The sequence below is a fragment of the Planctomycetaceae bacterium genome (assembly GCA_041398825.1).
Classification (GTDB): domain Bacteria; phylum Planctomycetota; class Planctomycetia; order Planctomycetales; family Planctomycetaceae; genus F1-80-MAGs062.
Window position 1 is genome coordinate 270978 of sequence record JAWKTX010000004.1, and the last position, 16449, is coordinate 287426.

A 16449-nucleotide genomic window follows, 5' to 3' on the forward strand; every position below is an offset into this window, starting at 1 on the left:
CTGCACGATGACATCTGGTCTGCTGGCGACATCTCTCTTAGCCGGAACTGTGGTCTTCACCATCGCGTGGGTCATTTCGCTGGTTAGGCATCGAGTCGATATTATTGACTCTTTCTGGGGCCTCGGATTTATCGCTGCAGTCGCAGTCGTTCGAAATCCAGTCTGGCTCGATTCATCTGTTTTCAATTTTCCTGCCGGTGTGAGGACAGCAGCCGATTTGCTGTTTGTGATGCTGATCGTTTGGGCGCTGCGTCTCAGCATCCAATTGTTCTGGCGATGGACGCTCGAATCGCGTGAAGATCACCGCTACACAGCGATGCGGAATCGCAATCCTCCACGGTGGAAATACACGTGTTTAATAACGGTCTTCTGGCTTCAGACCAGCATCATGTGGGTAGTCAGTCTACCGATTCAGGCGGCAATGCTTGCAGGCCAGCACCCAGCGGATGAAGCTGCAGCATCCGCGCCGCTGTCTTTGGCCGGGCATCTACTGCTGGTGTCGGGATTGCTGTTGAGCGCAGGTGGCGTGATATTTGAAGGTCTGGCAGACTGGCAGCTGTTTCATTTCCGGCGGAATCCCGCGAACGTCGGCAGGGTCCTTGACACTGGACTCTGGCGATTCAGTCGTCATCCAAACTACTTTGGCGAATTCACGGTTTGGTGGGGATTCTTTCTGCTGACACAGGCCTGCGGTGTTTCCATCCTCGCGATCACCTCTCCGATTCTGATGAGCCTGTTTCTGCTGCGTATCTCCGGCGTCACTCTGATGGAAAAGGACATCTCCCAACGGCGCCCGGAATATCAACACTACGCCGCTGTGACCAACACCTTCTTTCCGGGACCGCGAAAAAAGATGGATCAGGCCGGTGACGTCGGACAGTCCCCCTGATTCCAGGCGTCGACCGACAGATTCATTTCTGCGGGATTCGGACCGACGTTGATGACTCTGCCCTGCGGTTTCCGCGAGTCCCCCGATGTACTTTCAGAGAGTCGGCCCGCCTTTGGCTGACAGTGTTGTTTTAAGAGACGTTGTTCCACCGCCCTTTCGATTCAGCACAGACGGTCTACTGCGGTCCAAAAACGCAAGTTTCCTGCGATCCCTGGTCTGATCACCGCGCGAAGCAGTGTCGTTTCGTTGTCACTGGTTTCCTGCCAGACCAGTCTCCAGGGGAAAGGATTGTAGTTTTATTAAGGGTGCATTAGATTCAGCGGGATCATTCCTGAAACCTGCGTCCACGCCCATCGTAGACGCTTCCTCATCGGATTAAGTCGCAGAAGGGAGTTCGCGATGACAAACCCTCTACAGAAGTCAGCTGTCGTCCCGCATCATCGTCGTGGTGGTATCTCAGCTCGGACCGTTGTATCGCTGATTCTGGCAGCCGCGTTCTTCGTTATTGTGTTGCCTGTCGCGATCGCTCTGATTCTTCCTGCCATTCAGCAAGCCAGGGAATCCGCGAGACGGACCGAATCGAAGAACACAATGAAGGCACTTGGTCTGGCGATACACAACTATCACGATACCTACGGGATGCTTCCACCAGCGTCGATTGCTACGCCCGCCTACAGGTTCGATTTGCTATCATCAAACTCCGGTTCTGCAATCCAGGAACCAAAGGTGCCTGTCAAAACGGTAGCGTTCCAGCAGCCCCCTCGTGTCACCGGCGTGGCTCCTTCAGACGCAGGTTCATTTATGGAGTTTGCCGAAGCGGCGATCGCCAGCGATCCTTCACTGGCTGTTCAGCCATTTGAGCCGTTTACGGAGAACTCTTTGGGTGCAGAGACTGTAGCTCCGCTGGACGTTACAGAGAGTCACCAGCACCACAGCAGCTGGATGACTGCCTTGCTGCCCTACGTTGGACGTTTGGATGTCTGGAATCAAATTGATCCGGATCAACCCTGGGATAGCGCACGCAACCTGCCAGCGTCAATGACTGCTGTGAAGGAGTTTCATCTGACGGGGCTCGTGGCGAGTCGGCCGGAAAGCATAATGTCCGGAAAGTTTGGTGCCTCACACTACGCAGCGAATGCTCAGCTCCTGAAGCTGAATGGGTCGGTTCGATTTCATCACATTTCCGACGGATTATCGAATACAATTCTGCTCGGGACAGTCACTACAGGCCTTGCACCCTGGGCAGGCTCCGGCAGTCTGCGTGATCCCGGCCATGGTATCGGAGCGGCCACAAATCAATTCTCTTACCCGAGCTTGCCCGTTGCCCTGTTCCTGATGGGTGATGGCAGCGTTACGGTTCTCCCTTCATCCACTTCCCCGCAAGTGCTCAATGCACTGGCTGGTCCCGATGACGGAGCCGCAATTGCTTTTTGAGACCGCCGTTCGGCAGCCTCCCTACAATTCGGTGTTTTGCTGAATCGATCGACCAACGCGCTGACTTCAGTCCGTCAGCCCGATGTCTGTAACAGTGTTTGCAGAGAGCCCGGTTCCTCTCGCAGTTGAGCGTCATCGTGTGGTCATGTGGCCTGCAATTTTGGGGCGATGGCCGTTTGCGCGAGTTCTCACTCAGAGCTTGCAGTAAACGACTCAAACTTGATGAATTACTACAGCATCTTTTTTTGCCTCCCATGAACGTGGGAGAGTTGCTCAACTCAAGATTTGTTGAACTACCGATGCCGAATGGTGCACTGGTGGTCAAGAACTCACCGCCATTCACTGAACTCCGTGTTTTCCATTTGATTCTTCATTGCCTTGTGACAGTGTGTGCCATCGCGTCACACACGCATGAGCAAAGTTGAATTCCAGGACCGTTATCTTCCTCGAATTGAGCGGACGTTTGATGCTGTCACTGATTCCGACTCCAGAGACTTCGGGGCCCAACGAATGAATGCAAATCCTTCCCGGTTGCAGCGCGTCACCATTGCATTGCTTTGTCTTTTTGTCGGTTCTCAGGCGGTGCAGGCCGGGGTCATCTTCAATTTGACTGATACGGGTGGGGCAGGAATCGGTACGCAGGCTCGTGCCGGATTCGAAGCGGCTGCTGCCTTTTGGTCGTCCAAATTCAGTGACAACGTTTTCGTCAATCTGAATATAGGTTTCACGACGCTGGGGCCGAATATTCTGGGGTCGGCCAGCTCCACTCAGCAGTTGAATAGTTACACTGATTTCCGCAATGCAATCGCTGCAGATATGACGTCATTCCATGACGCAACGTTCTCCGGCAGCCTTCCCGGAGGTGCCAGTTTTGATCCATACATTAATCGGACTTCCGACAACCCAAACGGGTTCGGAAGTGCAACCCCATATGTTGACGCGGACGGAGGCGCCAACAATACTCAGGTTCGAATCAACACGGCCACAGCGAAAGCGTTGGGATTGTTGTCCGCAAATGCTGCTGCATCGGATGCTTCGATTACGTTCAGCGACGCATTCACTTTCGATTTCGATCCGTCCGATGGCATCACAGCGGGTGCGTTCGACTTTGTTGGTGTTGCCATCCACGAAATTGGCCACGCTCTGGGGTTTGTGAGTGGAGTGGACATTCTGGATATCAATTCCCCACCCGTGAATGGGCCATTCCTTGACAATCAATTCACCTTTGTTTCGCCACTCGATTTTACCCGATTCTCAATTGACAGCGAAACTGCCGGGGCCGACATCGACTGGACGGCTGACGCTCGTGCCAAGTACTTCTCCATCGATGGAGGGGCGACCATATTCCAGAACAATGCCTTTTCAACCGGTTTTTACTTCGGCGATGGTCATCAGGCGAGTCACTGGAAGGACGACATGGGATTCGGAATCATGGATCCCACGCTGGCCCCGGGAGAACTGGGCGTGCCATCAGAACTGGATTTCATCGCGTTGGACGTGATCGGCTGGGACCGAATGAGCATCTCGGCAGTTCCCGAACCATCCTCTACCGCCCTGATGAGTCTTATTGCGTTGGCTTTTGTGAGGCGATCGCGACGTCAGAGAGATGATCCTTCGGCAAATGCCGAAGCCACCTGATCGTGGCGTGCCGTTAGCTTCATCGCCGCCTCCCAACACGATCTCCTGACGGTGTTTCGCAAGGATGCTACACAAGGCCATGAAGCGGCCCGCCTGGTGCTCCAAGTTCATCCACACGACGGCTGACTTCCGGGTCTGGCTCAAGTGCAGGAGCCATGTGCGATTTCAATCTCGCATCGATGACCAGTGAACCCCGGCAACCCCAGTGCTTCCGCAACACAAACGAGTCAATTCCGTAGATATCTGCAGCTGGGTTCGACCGAGTGAATGTTACCCAAAGCATATTACTGAGACTGGCGGCGGTGAATTCGCTGTCGTCAACCAGCAGGATCAGCGGAAACTGATTGATGGGCGACCGGTCGTGAAAGGCCTGGCAAAAAATGGATGGCGAAACGTCTTCAGCATGGGGGGCTGCATTCCATACGGGAGCCTGAACGGCAATGACGCCGGGAAGACAAAGGCGAGGATTCCGGAATCCTTCGGGAAGTGACAAGTCATCGGGAATTTTCTCCGGTAACTGTCGACGGCACGTTCCTGCCGCTGCCATCACAAGTTTTGAACCACTGTTAAGACCTGCACCGGAATAGTCGAGCGTGTCGATTGTTGTGCATGTTTGGAAATGCAGGTCGCGAGTCCAGTCGATTCTTTGCAGCAGGTGTATCAGAAATGCCCGAACGTCGCTGATATCCAGCGATGGGTCGTCTTCCTTTGCGATAATCATCAGATATTTGGCCAGCGACAATTGTCCCTGTCCAAGGATAGCGTTCGCGTTGGTGAGTAATTCCTGAGGCTGCCGATCGGCTGCGTAGGGAACATACCGTTCGCTACCGATTGCAAGCAGCAACGGGTGTACGCCCGAAGCATCCACGGCATGGACAGCATGAACGCCCGGCAATACCGTCGGAATCGCCGGTCCGGTGATTTCATGAATCAACTCGCCAAACACCGTATCTTCCTGAGGTGGTCGGCCGACGACCGTGAAAGGCCAGATAGCGTCTTTGCGGTGATACACAGTGTCGACATTCACAACAGGGAAGTCATGTACAAGGCTGTAGTACCCCAGATGGTCACCAAAAGGTCCTTCGGGCATCAGATGTTCTGCGTCGATTGTCCCTGAAAGACAGAAGTCGGCTTCTGCGCAGATCATTGGGCCATTGGTCTGAGGGATCATTCGAACTGCGCGTCGCGACAACGCGCCGGCAAAGGCCACTTCAGGAATTCCATCGGGTAAAGGCATAACAGCGGCCACCGCCATTGAGGGTGGCCCCCCGACAAAGATGTTCACGCGCAGTGGTTCATTCTTTGCAATGGCAGCGGCATGATGGAAGCCGATGCTGCGATGAATCTGATAATGAAGCCCAACCTGATTTGATGCATACTGGTTGCCGCTGATCTGCACCCGATACATCCCAAGATTTGAATGGATGTATCCGGGTCGATCAGGATGTTCGGTGTAAACTTCGGGCAGCGTGATAAACGCGCCACCATCGTCTGGCCACGATTTCATGCGAGGCAACTGATCTAATGTCGTTCTGCACTCCATCACCGGACCATTTCTTCGGGTCGCGCAGCGCATGGAAAGCAGGGTCCGCAGCACGGATGGAATTCGCAGCGGGTGACGCAACAATTCGCCGGGATCCTTTTTCAGGCGGACCAGCGTTTCCACTCCCTTCAGGGCATCTCGAAAGATAAAGCGAGCCCGATCCATCGTTCCAAAAAGGTTGCTCACCATCGGAAATCGGCAGTCACGCACATTCTCAAAAAGAATGGCCGGCCCACCGGACGCGTAGACTCGGCGATGAATTTCCGCTGCCTCCAGATTGGCGTCAATGGGATGCCGAATTCTGACCAAATGGCCCGTGCGTTCCAGGTCGGTCACGCATTCCTGTAGATTTCGGTATCCCATCTTCTGATTCCACCGTGATCGGTACTGGCTGTCGGACTGGAGCAATTCCACGGGTCAACCGCAAATGATGTGTGGTGTTCACCTCCAGTTGCGAAATGTATGGTAACCATTCCCAAAACGAGTACATTGCGTCCCGAAAACCCTGAATCATACGGAAAGTCAATCGGTTTTCCTGCTTCTTCAATTGTCATCATTCAACGACCTGAAGATCGATGAACAAATCGAAACAAACGGAAATAACCGTCCATTCTCGAGTGACTTCGCCAATTGAGCAGAAGAGCCATCTGCGGAGGTCGTTATTGTTCGCCGAATTAGCCTCGCTGTCCTACTACGATGAAGTCATTGTCGGTCCGGTGGCCGAATCGATCGGGCTAACCAGCGTTCGATTTTTTGACCGCGATGGTGCGCAGGCCTACCTGTTGTGGAATGACACAGATTGCGTTGTGGCGTGCCGCGGCACAGAACCACACGAATGGAATGACATCAAGGCTGATGCCAACGCTGTCGCCGTCGTTACGGAAACTCTGGGAAAGGTCCACAAAGGGTTCAACGACGAGGTCAACGATCTGTGGCCGATGCTCGAAGATGCACTGGTTGCCAACCAGAAAACACTCTGGTTCTGCGGTCATTCACTGGGAGGTGCGATGGCGACCATCTGCGCGGGACGCTGCTATTTGTCCGAGATCAAGTCAACTCCGCGAGCATTGTTCACTTACGGCAGCCCGCGCGTCGGTGACAAACAGTTTGTCAACTTCGTCAAACTGGATCACAGCCGCTGGGTGAACAACAACGATATTGTGACACGTGTGCCCCCCGCCTGGATGGGTTATCGACACGCCGGTGTTGAATATTACCTGAATCGATTCGGTCGCCTCCAGAAGATCAACGGTATTCTTCGTGTCCGTGACAGGATCCGAGGTTTCCTGGGAGGACTCCTACAATTCAGGATTGACCAATTCTCCGATCATTCCATTGACCGTTACGTGGAATACATCCTGTCAGAACTACAGGCAGAAGAGGGGGGCGCTTAGTGCGGACAACAGGCCGCAAACATTCCGCAGCGTCGCCCCCTCCATTTCTCAAGCCACTCGCCACAACCAGGAACTCAGTTGGATCCTTCAGCGCTGGTTGCATCATCGCAGTGTGGTTCAATCCGCTCAATCACCCCGCGGCCAACCCTTCCCGTCGTAAGCTTTGCAAAAGAGAATCCGACAGGTGTGTGAGACACTTTTTCTTCAGGCGATCGATCACACGCCATCGATCACATCGCTGACACATCGGATTACTATTCGAGCTTTGTTTCGACAAGATGCTGACAATAGGCTGCTGACAACAGGCTGCCGGAGTTTGCATTTGGTCGTGCCGTGATGGCGAGTAGACAGCAGGCACGTTGGAAAAGCGGTTTTGACGCAGGGTAGCAATGCCCGTACAATGGGCGGCCCCATCGGCCTCAACGCAGTTCCTGGCTGTCGAATGTTGTGGCCACCAGGTGCCCACCCAGAACCGGGAGATACCCGTGGAATTCGCCAAAGATCCAGACACCCTGCCGTTGGCCGAACGATTTCTGGTCTCACAAATGCTTGCTCGCGAACTTAGTGAGCACGTGAGGCAGACGTTTCTGCCGCGACTTTCGGCTTTGCGGCATGCTGCAAAGGAGTCTGATGTCGAAGTCGTAACGGATCAGGAAATGCATGACCGCATGAAGTCGGCAATGGAGGCCGACGACTATTCGAGTCGGCTGTTTGCCGGTCTGTTCGCGTATTTGGACAGCATCGAATCGGAAACGCGCAGTATGCTCGGCGTCGTGGAGTGGTAATTGATTTTTTGACAGTTTTGAACTTCAAGGGAGGCGTGGATGTTTCGACAGTGTGTAAAAACCGGATTGTTCGCCGTGGCAACAGTGATCACCAGCTGTGGTGCCTTCGCAAACGACGGCTGGGTAAATCTGTTTGATGGCAAGACGCTGGATGGCTGGAAACCAGCTGTTCTGGGAAAAGCCGAGTACAGTGTTGTTGACGGGACTATCTACGGTAAGACTGTTGAAGGCAGCCCCAATTCATTCCTGATGAGCGAGAAGGAATTTGGTGACTTCGAACTGGAATTCGAAGTCAAGGTGCATGATGAGCTGAACTCCGGCGTGCAGATTCGGTCGCGTGAAAAGACGGAAGCCGATGTTGCAGTGGATCATTCCAAAGGTGGCAACGGCCTGCATCGCTTTCATGGGCCTCAGGTTGAAATTGAAGCGAGTCCGGGGCAGGCGGGCTATATCTACGGTGAAGCCGCTGTGGTTGACGGCAAGGCAACAGGCTGGCTCTCAGAAGAGCCGAAAGATCCAAATCACTCTCATTCTTTCATGAAGAACGGTGAGTGGAACAAGTTTCGAGTTGTCGCAAAGGGGAATCACATTCAAACGTGGATCAACGGACACGAAGTCGCCAGTCTTGTCCACGAAGGAATCTACAAGACCCACCCCAGGGGGCACATCGGTCTGCAGGTCCATGGAATACGTGCAGGGACTGGACCGTTCGATGTGGCCTGGCGCAACGTCCGTATTAAAGAACTGAAATAAAATCTGTTGCGGGTACGTGTTCACAGAATCCTGAAGCCGTCTGCTACACCTGGCAGGCGGTTTTTTCGTGCTGAACCGGAGAACGGGCATGTTTGAGTTCGAAACGGAGGAGCTTATCACCGGGCGGAGTTCGCGGTACAGATGGACCAAGGAAGGACAACCCTTGCCATATTCTCGTGTATTACAACTCTGGCAGCACAGCGACGCGTTCGTGGAAGTGTTTGTTCGCTCCCTGCAAGAGTCGCCATTTGAAGCATTTCGCTGGGAGACGCCGCCCATTTCCCTTGAATCAAGGAGCTGCAATTTTGAGTTTGTGCTGATCAACGCACCGGAGTTTGTTCAAAGGAAGATTGATAGCGTCAGTTTTGCTGACCACTTCAATTCCGCTGGATCTGGTGCGGAGGCCATCGCATTCCGAAATCTTCGAGGCGACGCCAGGCTGGTTGTCCCGGCGCCGCTGGTCCACGTCGATGCGTACGGTCATCTGGCTTCGTTCCTTCGCAAAGCGGCGAAAGACCAGATTCGTGAACTGTGGCGGTGTGTCGGCAGAGAAATGGAAGACAGACTGCATGACGTTTGCCCATGCCCGGTCTGGTTGAGCACTGCTGGTGGTGGGGTGGCATGGCTTCATGTTCGACTGGATTCGTCCCCGAAATACTATAGCCACGCAGCGTATCGTTCATGGTAGAGATAAGAAAACTAACCGGCTGCAGGCACGCAACTGGCCTCCCAAACACTATTGCGGAATCGCAACACGTCGGCGAAACCTGATCAAACATCACACCGGGAACTCCGTCCCTGGTCGGAGAAGAATTTCTACCGGTCAGAATTGGGGATCGCCGCAACGAAGAGTGGATATCCAGGTTATTCGCCCCCTATACTTCGGCTCGCCGGATTGTCAGAAATCGGGTCCGGAATCGTCTGTCCATGCGCTTGCTTCCGGATGGAAGTTGCTGATTAGTTACTGAAGAAACAATTGTTCCAATCTCAGGGTGATTCGAAATCATGATTCGCAGAACTCTCAATCGATTCTTCGCGGCACAGTCACTCTCTCGAGCGGCCAGAAAACGCCGCACGCCGCGCCGGTCGGAACTGCCAGTCTCAGAATCGCTCGAATGCCGTGCACTGCTGACGGGCAATGTCAATGTCATGATGGCAGGCAGTGATGTTCTGGTTTATGGCGACAGTCAGGACAATTCCATTGCGATCGTTGCAGAAGAAGGCAACGTCATCGTTCGCGGCATGGCCGGGACGACCATTAACGGCAGCGATAACGCGATGACGCTGATCAGTGGCAGTCTTCAACTGCCGCACAGTCTGGTGGCCTCGTTGAGCAGCGGGAATGACACTGTTCGAATCGAAGGTGTATCGATCGCGAAGGATGCCGTGATCCTTCCGGGATCTGGCAGCGATCAGGTTGGCATTGTGGGATCGACCATTGGACGCAGTCTCATCGTGACGGACGTAAATGGAAACGATGCCTTGAGCATTCAAAACTCATCTATAGGCTTTGACGCCGCTATCACGCTTGCAGGCAGCACGGGGACGATTGATCTCTTTCAGTCGACGGTCAGTCACAACCTGTTCCTGGTCACTGGATCAGGTGAGGATAACATCGTGGTTGACGAGTCGAATATTGGGCGAGACCTGGTTGCTGTGACCGGCTTAGGACACGACGATCTGGCGTTGCGAAGTTCCGGCATCGGTCACCATACAACCGTCATCAGCGGGCCGGGAGCCGATACCGTCACAATTGATTCATCAGATCTGACAGGTCGATCGTGGCTGTTTCTGGAAGGCGGTGAGGATTATGTCCTGGTTCGCGGTGAATCTATCCTCTGGGATCGAATGACGGTATTCGGCGGAACATCTGCCGATATTATCGAGATTGAACCAACGGTGGGGGTCGCGAGGCTGAAGACTCACAGTACCTATCAAACGCTTGTGCCGGATATAGTCGCAACTGTGCGAGTGGACGATTCGACAACCGGCGTTTACGCAGTTGCCGGAGCCGTTCGCAATTCGTTTCTGAAAACGCTGACCATTGAATTGTCACAGTCATCCGTTGCTGAGGGTGCAGGTTTGGATGCCTCCACACTGACGGTCACCCGTTCGGGAAGTACGGCACAGGATCTGGTTGTGGAGCTGGCCTCCTCGAACACGGATAAAGCGACCTTGCCGGCGACAGTCACAATTCCGGCTGGTTCGGTGTCGGCCACAATCGGCGTTTCGGCGGTGAACAACGACATCGATGACCCGGATGCTGAAGTCACACTGACTGCGTCTTCTTCCGGTTTCGTGAGTTCCACTGCTGCTCTCACAGTTACCAATGACGACACCGCGACATTATCTCTGGCCCCGGCATCCAACACACTTCCCGAGAATGCGTCGACCGATTCGCTTCAACTGACAGTCACTCGAAGCATGGCAGATCTATCCCAGCCGCTGACGGTCGACCTGAACTCTGATAACAGCAACCGATTGATTGCGCCTGCGAGCGTGACAATTGCCGCCGGCGAAACGAGCGCCGTGTTCTTTGTCAATCCGCTGGACAATCAGTTCGTAGACGGCAATGCGTCTGTCACAGTGACAGCGTCGGCCTCAGGATTCGCCACGGCAACTGCTGCGATCAGTGTTACGGATGACGATGTGGCAAGGTTATCTGCTGTGGTTGATCTGGCGTCCATCAGCGAAGCGTCTCCGGCGCCAGCAACATTGACGATTAGTCGAAACACCGATACCACGGAGGCACTGGAAGTTTCGATTACCCTGAACGAAACCACGAGACTATCTGCGCCATCATTGGCGACGATTGCTGCAGGTGACACGTCCGTTCAGGTGAGTCTGACGCCGATTGACAACGATGTCCAGGATGGCAATGTCAGCGTGGGAATAATGGTCTCGGCAACGGATTTCCTTTCGGCATCCACAGCCATTAGTGTTGCGGACGACGAAACTCTCAACAACGCCTTTACACTGACAACGGATCTGAGCGAAGTCGCCGAGAGCGCTGGGGAAGGGTCACTCAAAGGTACCGTGGAGTTTAATCAGGTATCGGCTATTGATCGGACGGTTTCCCTCAACTACTCGACTTCCGATCTTACTGGGCCGGGCTCCGTCGTTGTGCCAGCAGGCCAGACGACAGCACAGTTCGATTTATCTCCTGTTGATAATGCAACGCCAAACGGGAACATCGAGGTTACGATTACCGGCTCGACACCGAATGCGGTCAACCGGCAGACAATTGTAACATTACTGGACGATGACAATCTGACGATTACTGCTGCTGCTCAGGCCAGCTCCTCTTCGTCAACGTCAGACCTTGTGGCGTCAAATTCAACAGTGATCACGCGGCAGGACATGATCGGTATCAGTGGGATCACTGTTCCTGGCTCGGTTGTGGATATTGACACCAATGGTGATGGAAATTTTGACGACGGAACGGCTGCTGTCGGCGCTGACGGTACTTTCTCAATCGATGTCAGTCTGACTCACGATGCAACCAACCACGGTGAAAACTCGATCATCGTCCGTACGACTCTGGGTAACAAGAGCCAGACAGCCGCGGTGAATGCTCACATGGCTGTTGGAACCGTTGTCCGGTTTACATCGTCGCAGGGCACCTTTGATATCGAACTGCTCGATGATGACGCCGGCGAAACGGTCGACAACTTCCTTGCGTACGCCAATGCCAATGCCTGGGACAATCTGATTGTTCATCGAAGCGTAAGCAACTTCATCATTCAGGGAGGCGAATACACGTCCACTGGAGGTGGTGACCTATCTTTGGTGAACAATAATCCGTCGATCACGAATCAATTCAATGCAGCGAATTCAAACCTGCGAGGCACGTTGTCGATGGCCCTCATTCCCGGGAATGCTGACAGCGGCACTAATCAATGGTTCATCAACGTCAAAGACAACGCAGCACTGGATGGAGACCTGCATACGGTCTTTGGTCGCGTCATCGGTGACGGCATGGCAGTCGTAGACGCGATCAATGCACTTGGAACCTTCAACCTTGGTGATATTTACGATGATATTGCCCTGACGGAGGTGCCGTTGACCAGCTTTAATCCGACAAATCAGTCGCTGTCAGGCACCGTCGCGTTGACAACCAACAGTGATATTCTCGTCGGAACCGGCACGCAGTTCACGACGGAACTCCAGGTTGGAGATTCGATTCAGGCTTTCGGTCTTCTTTACTTCGTCAAGTCCATCGAATCAGACACATCATTAACCCTGACGTACACGTCCACGGTCACTGTATCTGAAATTCCGGCGAAACGGGATGTCGCTCCTCTGGAAGATGCTTTTGTCGTCTTCAGCGACATCAGCACAATCCTGGATTTGCTTTGATGTCAGCTCTCCGGATCAGTTCGCTTCATCCGCGGCTCCGCAATACTCAATAATGGTGCTGCGATGCACAAGCGATCCGTTTTGACGGACTGACTCCAGAAGGATGTTCGTTAGCAGGCAGGCGCCTGTGCTGGTGGTGGTTCCACCTGCGACACAGAAAAGCATCCTTTGCCATAATCTGCAGATTGTTATGTCCAACCCACCGGGTCAGCTTTCGACTTCGTGATGGCCGCTGTCAGGCAAACGCCGGTATTGCACAATTGCGGGCGACCGTTTGGGACAGCGTTGCGTCTGATTCAGATGCAAGTCGTCAATCAGCTTGCTCTAATACCACTCTGGGCAAACCCAATCGCTGAAGTCATCACGCGATGCGATAGAAGTGAGAGATTTGCCTTCCCCGTATTGTTCCCACCTGAAAAGAGTACTGGAGGTTCCTGGTGAAGAAACTGTGTCTACTTGTCGCAGCGATATTGTTACCGTCGATTGCAAATGCTGAATTAAAGTTGCCGAACATCTTTGGCGATCACATGGTTGTCCAGCAGAAACTTCCCATCGTGATCTGGGGAAAGACCAGGCCGGGTCAGTCTGTGACGGCAGAGGTGGGTAGCAGCACCGGCAAGACCGAAGCTGACAACGAAGGCAACTTCCGCATGAGTCTGCCGGCTCTGGAAGCAGGCGGAGGCCCGCTCACACTGACAGTGACGGCTGACGAAACGAAAACTTTTACGGATGTGCTGGTCGGCGAAGTCTGGATTTGTTCCGGCCAGTCGAATATGCAGTGGAGTGTGAATGCGGCGAACGATGCAGACCTGGAGCGACTTGCGGCCAAACACCCAAATCTGCGCATGATCAACTTCCCTCAGGTTGGTACACAGGAACCCATCTGGTCGCACGACCGACAATGGCAGGTCTGCACACCCGAAACAGTTGGTGGATTTTCAGCCGTTGGGTATTTCTTCGGTCGTCAACTCCTGGACACTCTGGACGTGCCGGTTGGAATGATTAATAACGCGTGGGGCGGTTCAGCCTGTGAAGCCTGGGTCAATCGGGATGTGCTGAGCGCTGATCCACAATTCCAGCCGCTGCTCGATCGATGGGCACAGAACGAAGATGCCTTCGCAAAACTGTCTGAACGAACGGACCTGAACGAAAACGAAACCAAACAGCTCGCAAATCTGAAACGATTGATGGCTGGAAATGCCCGACCGGGGAATATCTACAATGGCGTGCTGAAATCGCACCTTGGTTACGGTATCAAGGGAGCGATCTGGTATCAGGGCGAAAGCAATGCTTCCCGCGCGTATCAATATCGTGAATTGTTTCCAGCCATGATTTCAAACTGGCGCGATGAATGGGGACAAGGTGACTTTCCTTTCTACTGGGTACAGTTGGCAGATTTTCGTGATGAAAAAGCCGAACCGGTGGAAAGCGACTGGGCAGAACTTCGCGAAGCTCAGACGATGACGATGGCAAAACTGCCGAACACTGGCGAAGCGGTGATTATTGATATCGGCGAAGGCAAGGATATTCATCCAAAGAACAAGGTCGACGTCGGGCATCGTCTGGCTCGATGGGCTCTGGCCAGGGATTACGGGATTTCAGTGCCCTACCGCAGCCCGCAATACAAGTCGATGAAGAAAGACGGAGGCAAGATCACAATGTCATTCGAATTCGTCGATGGCAACGGATGGCGCCCATTTGATGTTCGAAATCCTGTGGGATTCGCAATCGCTGGTGACGACAAGAAATTCGTCTGGGCGGATGCAACCATTCTGCAGGATGGGCGTATCGAGGTCAGCAGTAAAGAGGTCGCGGATCCAGTAGCCGTCCGTTACGCTTGGGCCGACAACCCGGTCTGCAATATGTATGACAATGCGGGACTTCCTCTAACACCATTCCGAACGGACGACTGGCCGGGTGTTACCATCAATAACAAGTAGCGTTTGTTTGCATTGTCAGATCGCCCGTGACTGACAATCAATGGACTGGTTCTGAACAGCCGGCAGGCCCTTACTGCCGGCTGTTTTGCTGTCCATCCTCCCGACAATGACAAGCATTCAGTTCGAACCGCCGTCAGTCCTGAACGCCAAGCAGTTGTCTGGCCTCATCCTGACCAGGAGCAGGATGTCCGTATTCGCTGGCAGTCACTCTTGCCAGAGCGGCCACGTGTTGCCATCGATACGCCGCTCGCGTCGATGCAAATTCGTCCTGAACTGTCTGGAAGTACTTCTCTGCATGCAAAGCGCCATCTTCGCTGACGGCAAATTTCAACAGTGTTGAAAAGATACGGTCGACGGGCAATCCTTTCTGACCGTACTGGTATGCAATCGCTGTGGCATGAGCTTGTTGGTTCTGGCGAATGGACTCCTCCAGCTGAATCAGCAATCGATCCGGGTCTGCGCTGGTTAGCTCAGCAAGATGCCGCTCGGTAGGTAAAGGCGAGTTGAGCAAATTTGGCGATGCGGTCCGATCTCGTGCAATTTCCCATGCACTGAAGATTACGCAGGCCATCGCTGACGCCCCCGTCGTCACTTTGGCCATATGTCGCCATGCATTTGCGGTGTCACTGGCGTGTACTCCGGGTGAATCACCATGGACGCAACCGGCCGGTTTTCCGACAGATTCCCATTGAGGAAGTCGTCCGGCGTCGCGAAGCACCAGTCGAGTGGCCGCGAGAGAAACGGCTTCAGCAATGACGGAAGGGTGAAATCCCTCTGACAGCGTCATTGCTGCAGCTCGCGCTGCATCATCCGGTTGACATGTCGAAAAGTATTCGGTCAGTTCTTCGAGCTTTGCGTCATCGGCCATCCTGGAACCCGGAGGATTCTGCAGCAGGCGAAACTCATCCAGCAGCGAAGTCAGCAGATCCCCATTTTTCTTCCAGGCCTCACGCTGATAAATCTGCGGTTGAGCGAGACAGTAGTGAAGAGACTGCCGAAGCAGTGTCATTGCATGCTCGGTCCCCACGATCCGCTGCATGTCCCAGGCTCGGAAGGGTAAAACGGTACGGTGCACTTCCGGGTTATGCAGGACAAGGGGAACAAGAGCATTCAGTGCGTCTACGGGAGAATCAGAAATGAGCTGCCTCAGGATGTGCTCCGATTGGGAAGTTTCTCCGTTGACAATGGCCTCTTGCAGGTTTCCGCCGTTTACGGTTACGACAGGTGGATCAAGTTGATGCAGGACTTCTGCATCTCGCCCACCGAACTGCTGAATTCTGTCAGTGTTGCGGTAGAGAACTTTAAAAACCGGAAGCGGGGCCAGGTGAGTCGGTAGTCGCTTCGACATTTCCAGGGCCGGGGCCATGGCCATGAATGTATGAAAACCAACGTAATCTTCGCCTCCAAATGTCCGAGCGTTCGCCAGGGCGGCGGCGCCGATAAACGTTCGAAGGCTCGTTCCTGTTGCGATCATCCGGGCGAGCTGCGACTGAAGCTGCTCAACGGGCGTCTCCTGCATCTGGCAGACAAGTGATTCCATGTTCCCGAAGTGAAGTGGTTTCTCTTCGAAACCATCCCCGAGGGCTTTTGGGAAGAAACCAAGCTCAGAGGCAATATGCGGCCCCAGCGTGGCGATCAATGTGCCGGTGCTGACGCTGGAGAGAAACTGCCGCCGTGAGAATTCTCTGGACATCGACGCTGCCTCCAACCAGAC

The 16449-nt window shown here is 53.8% G+C and carries 11 protein-coding genes; 9 read left to right on the plus strand and 2 right to left on the minus strand.

Going from position 1 to position 16449, the window contains the following annotated elements; genetic code table 11:
- Nucleotides 1-7: 7 nt before the first annotated feature.
- The 3 genes from R3C20_09410 to R3C20_09420 all read left to right on the plus strand — a co-directional run bounded on the left by R3C20_09410 (nt 8) and on the right by R3C20_09420 (nt 3961).
- Nucleotides 8-889, plus strand: coding sequence for a DUF1295 domain-containing protein (locus R3C20_09410; GenBank protein ID MEZ6040713.1), 882 nt, complete (start codon nt 8-10; stop codon nt 887-889).
- A gap of 399 nt (nt 890-1288) precedes the next feature.
- Nucleotides 1289-2323 carry a DUF1559 domain-containing protein gene (locus tag R3C20_09415; protein ID MEZ6040714.1) on the plus strand — a complete coding sequence of 345 codons (1035 nt, stop codon included), beginning with the start codon at nt 1289-1291 and terminating at the stop codon, nt 2321-2323.
- A gap of 411 nt (nt 2324-2734) precedes the next feature.
- Entirely contained in the window at nt 2735-3961 is a 1227-nt protein-coding gene (locus R3C20_09420) for an NF038122 family metalloprotease (GenBank protein ID MEZ6040715.1), read from the plus strand.
- Between the two features lie 67 nt (nt 3962-4028).
- On the opposite strand, the gene R3C20_09425 is transcribed toward R3C20_09420, so the two are convergent.
- A complete protein-coding gene (locus R3C20_09425; GenBank protein ID MEZ6040716.1) occupies nt 4029-5867 on the minus strand; it encodes a UbiD family decarboxylase in 1839 nt (612 codons plus the stop codon).
- Between the two features lie 212 nt (nt 5868-6079).
- On the opposite strand from R3C20_09425, the gene R3C20_09430 reads away from it, so the two are divergent.
- The 6 genes from R3C20_09430 to R3C20_09455 all read left to right on the plus strand — a co-directional run bounded on the left by R3C20_09430 (nt 6080) and on the right by R3C20_09455 (nt 14735).
- Entirely contained in the window at nt 6080-6898 is an 819-nt protein-coding gene (locus R3C20_09430) for a lipase family protein (GenBank protein ID MEZ6040717.1), read from the plus strand.
- A 485-nt stretch (nt 6899-7383) separates the two neighbouring features.
- On the plus strand, nt 7384-7683 hold the full coding sequence (locus R3C20_09435) for a hypothetical protein (GenBank protein MEZ6040718.1): 300 nt from the start codon (nt 7384-7386) through the stop codon (nt 7681-7683).
- 39 nt (nt 7684-7722) lie between these two features.
- Entirely contained in the window at nt 7723-8436 is a 714-nt protein-coding gene (locus R3C20_09440; protein MEZ6040719.1) for a DUF1080 domain-containing protein, read from the plus strand.
- A gap of 163 nt (nt 8437-8599) precedes the next feature.
- Entirely contained in the window at nt 8600-9124 is a 525-nt protein-coding gene (locus tag R3C20_09445) for a hypothetical protein (GenBank protein MEZ6040720.1), read from the plus strand.
- Nucleotides 9125-9441: 317 nt separating this feature from the next.
- Nucleotides 9442-12795 (plus strand): peptidylprolyl isomerase, encoded by a 3354-nt coding sequence (locus R3C20_09450; protein ID MEZ6040721.1) that lies wholly within the window; start codon nt 9442-9444, stop codon nt 12793-12795.
- A gap of 437 nt (nt 12796-13232) precedes the next feature.
- Nucleotides 13233-14735, plus strand: coding sequence for a sialate O-acetylesterase (locus R3C20_09455; protein MEZ6040722.1), 1503 nt, complete (start codon nt 13233-13235; stop codon nt 14733-14735).
- Between the two features lie 133 nt (nt 14736-14868).
- On the opposite strand, the gene R3C20_09460 is transcribed toward R3C20_09455, so the two are convergent.
- A complete protein-coding gene (locus R3C20_09460) occupies nt 14869-16428 on the minus strand; it encodes a hypothetical protein (GenBank protein MEZ6040723.1) in 1560 nt (519 codons plus the stop codon).
- Between the last annotated feature and the right edge of the window lie 21 nt (nt 16429-16449).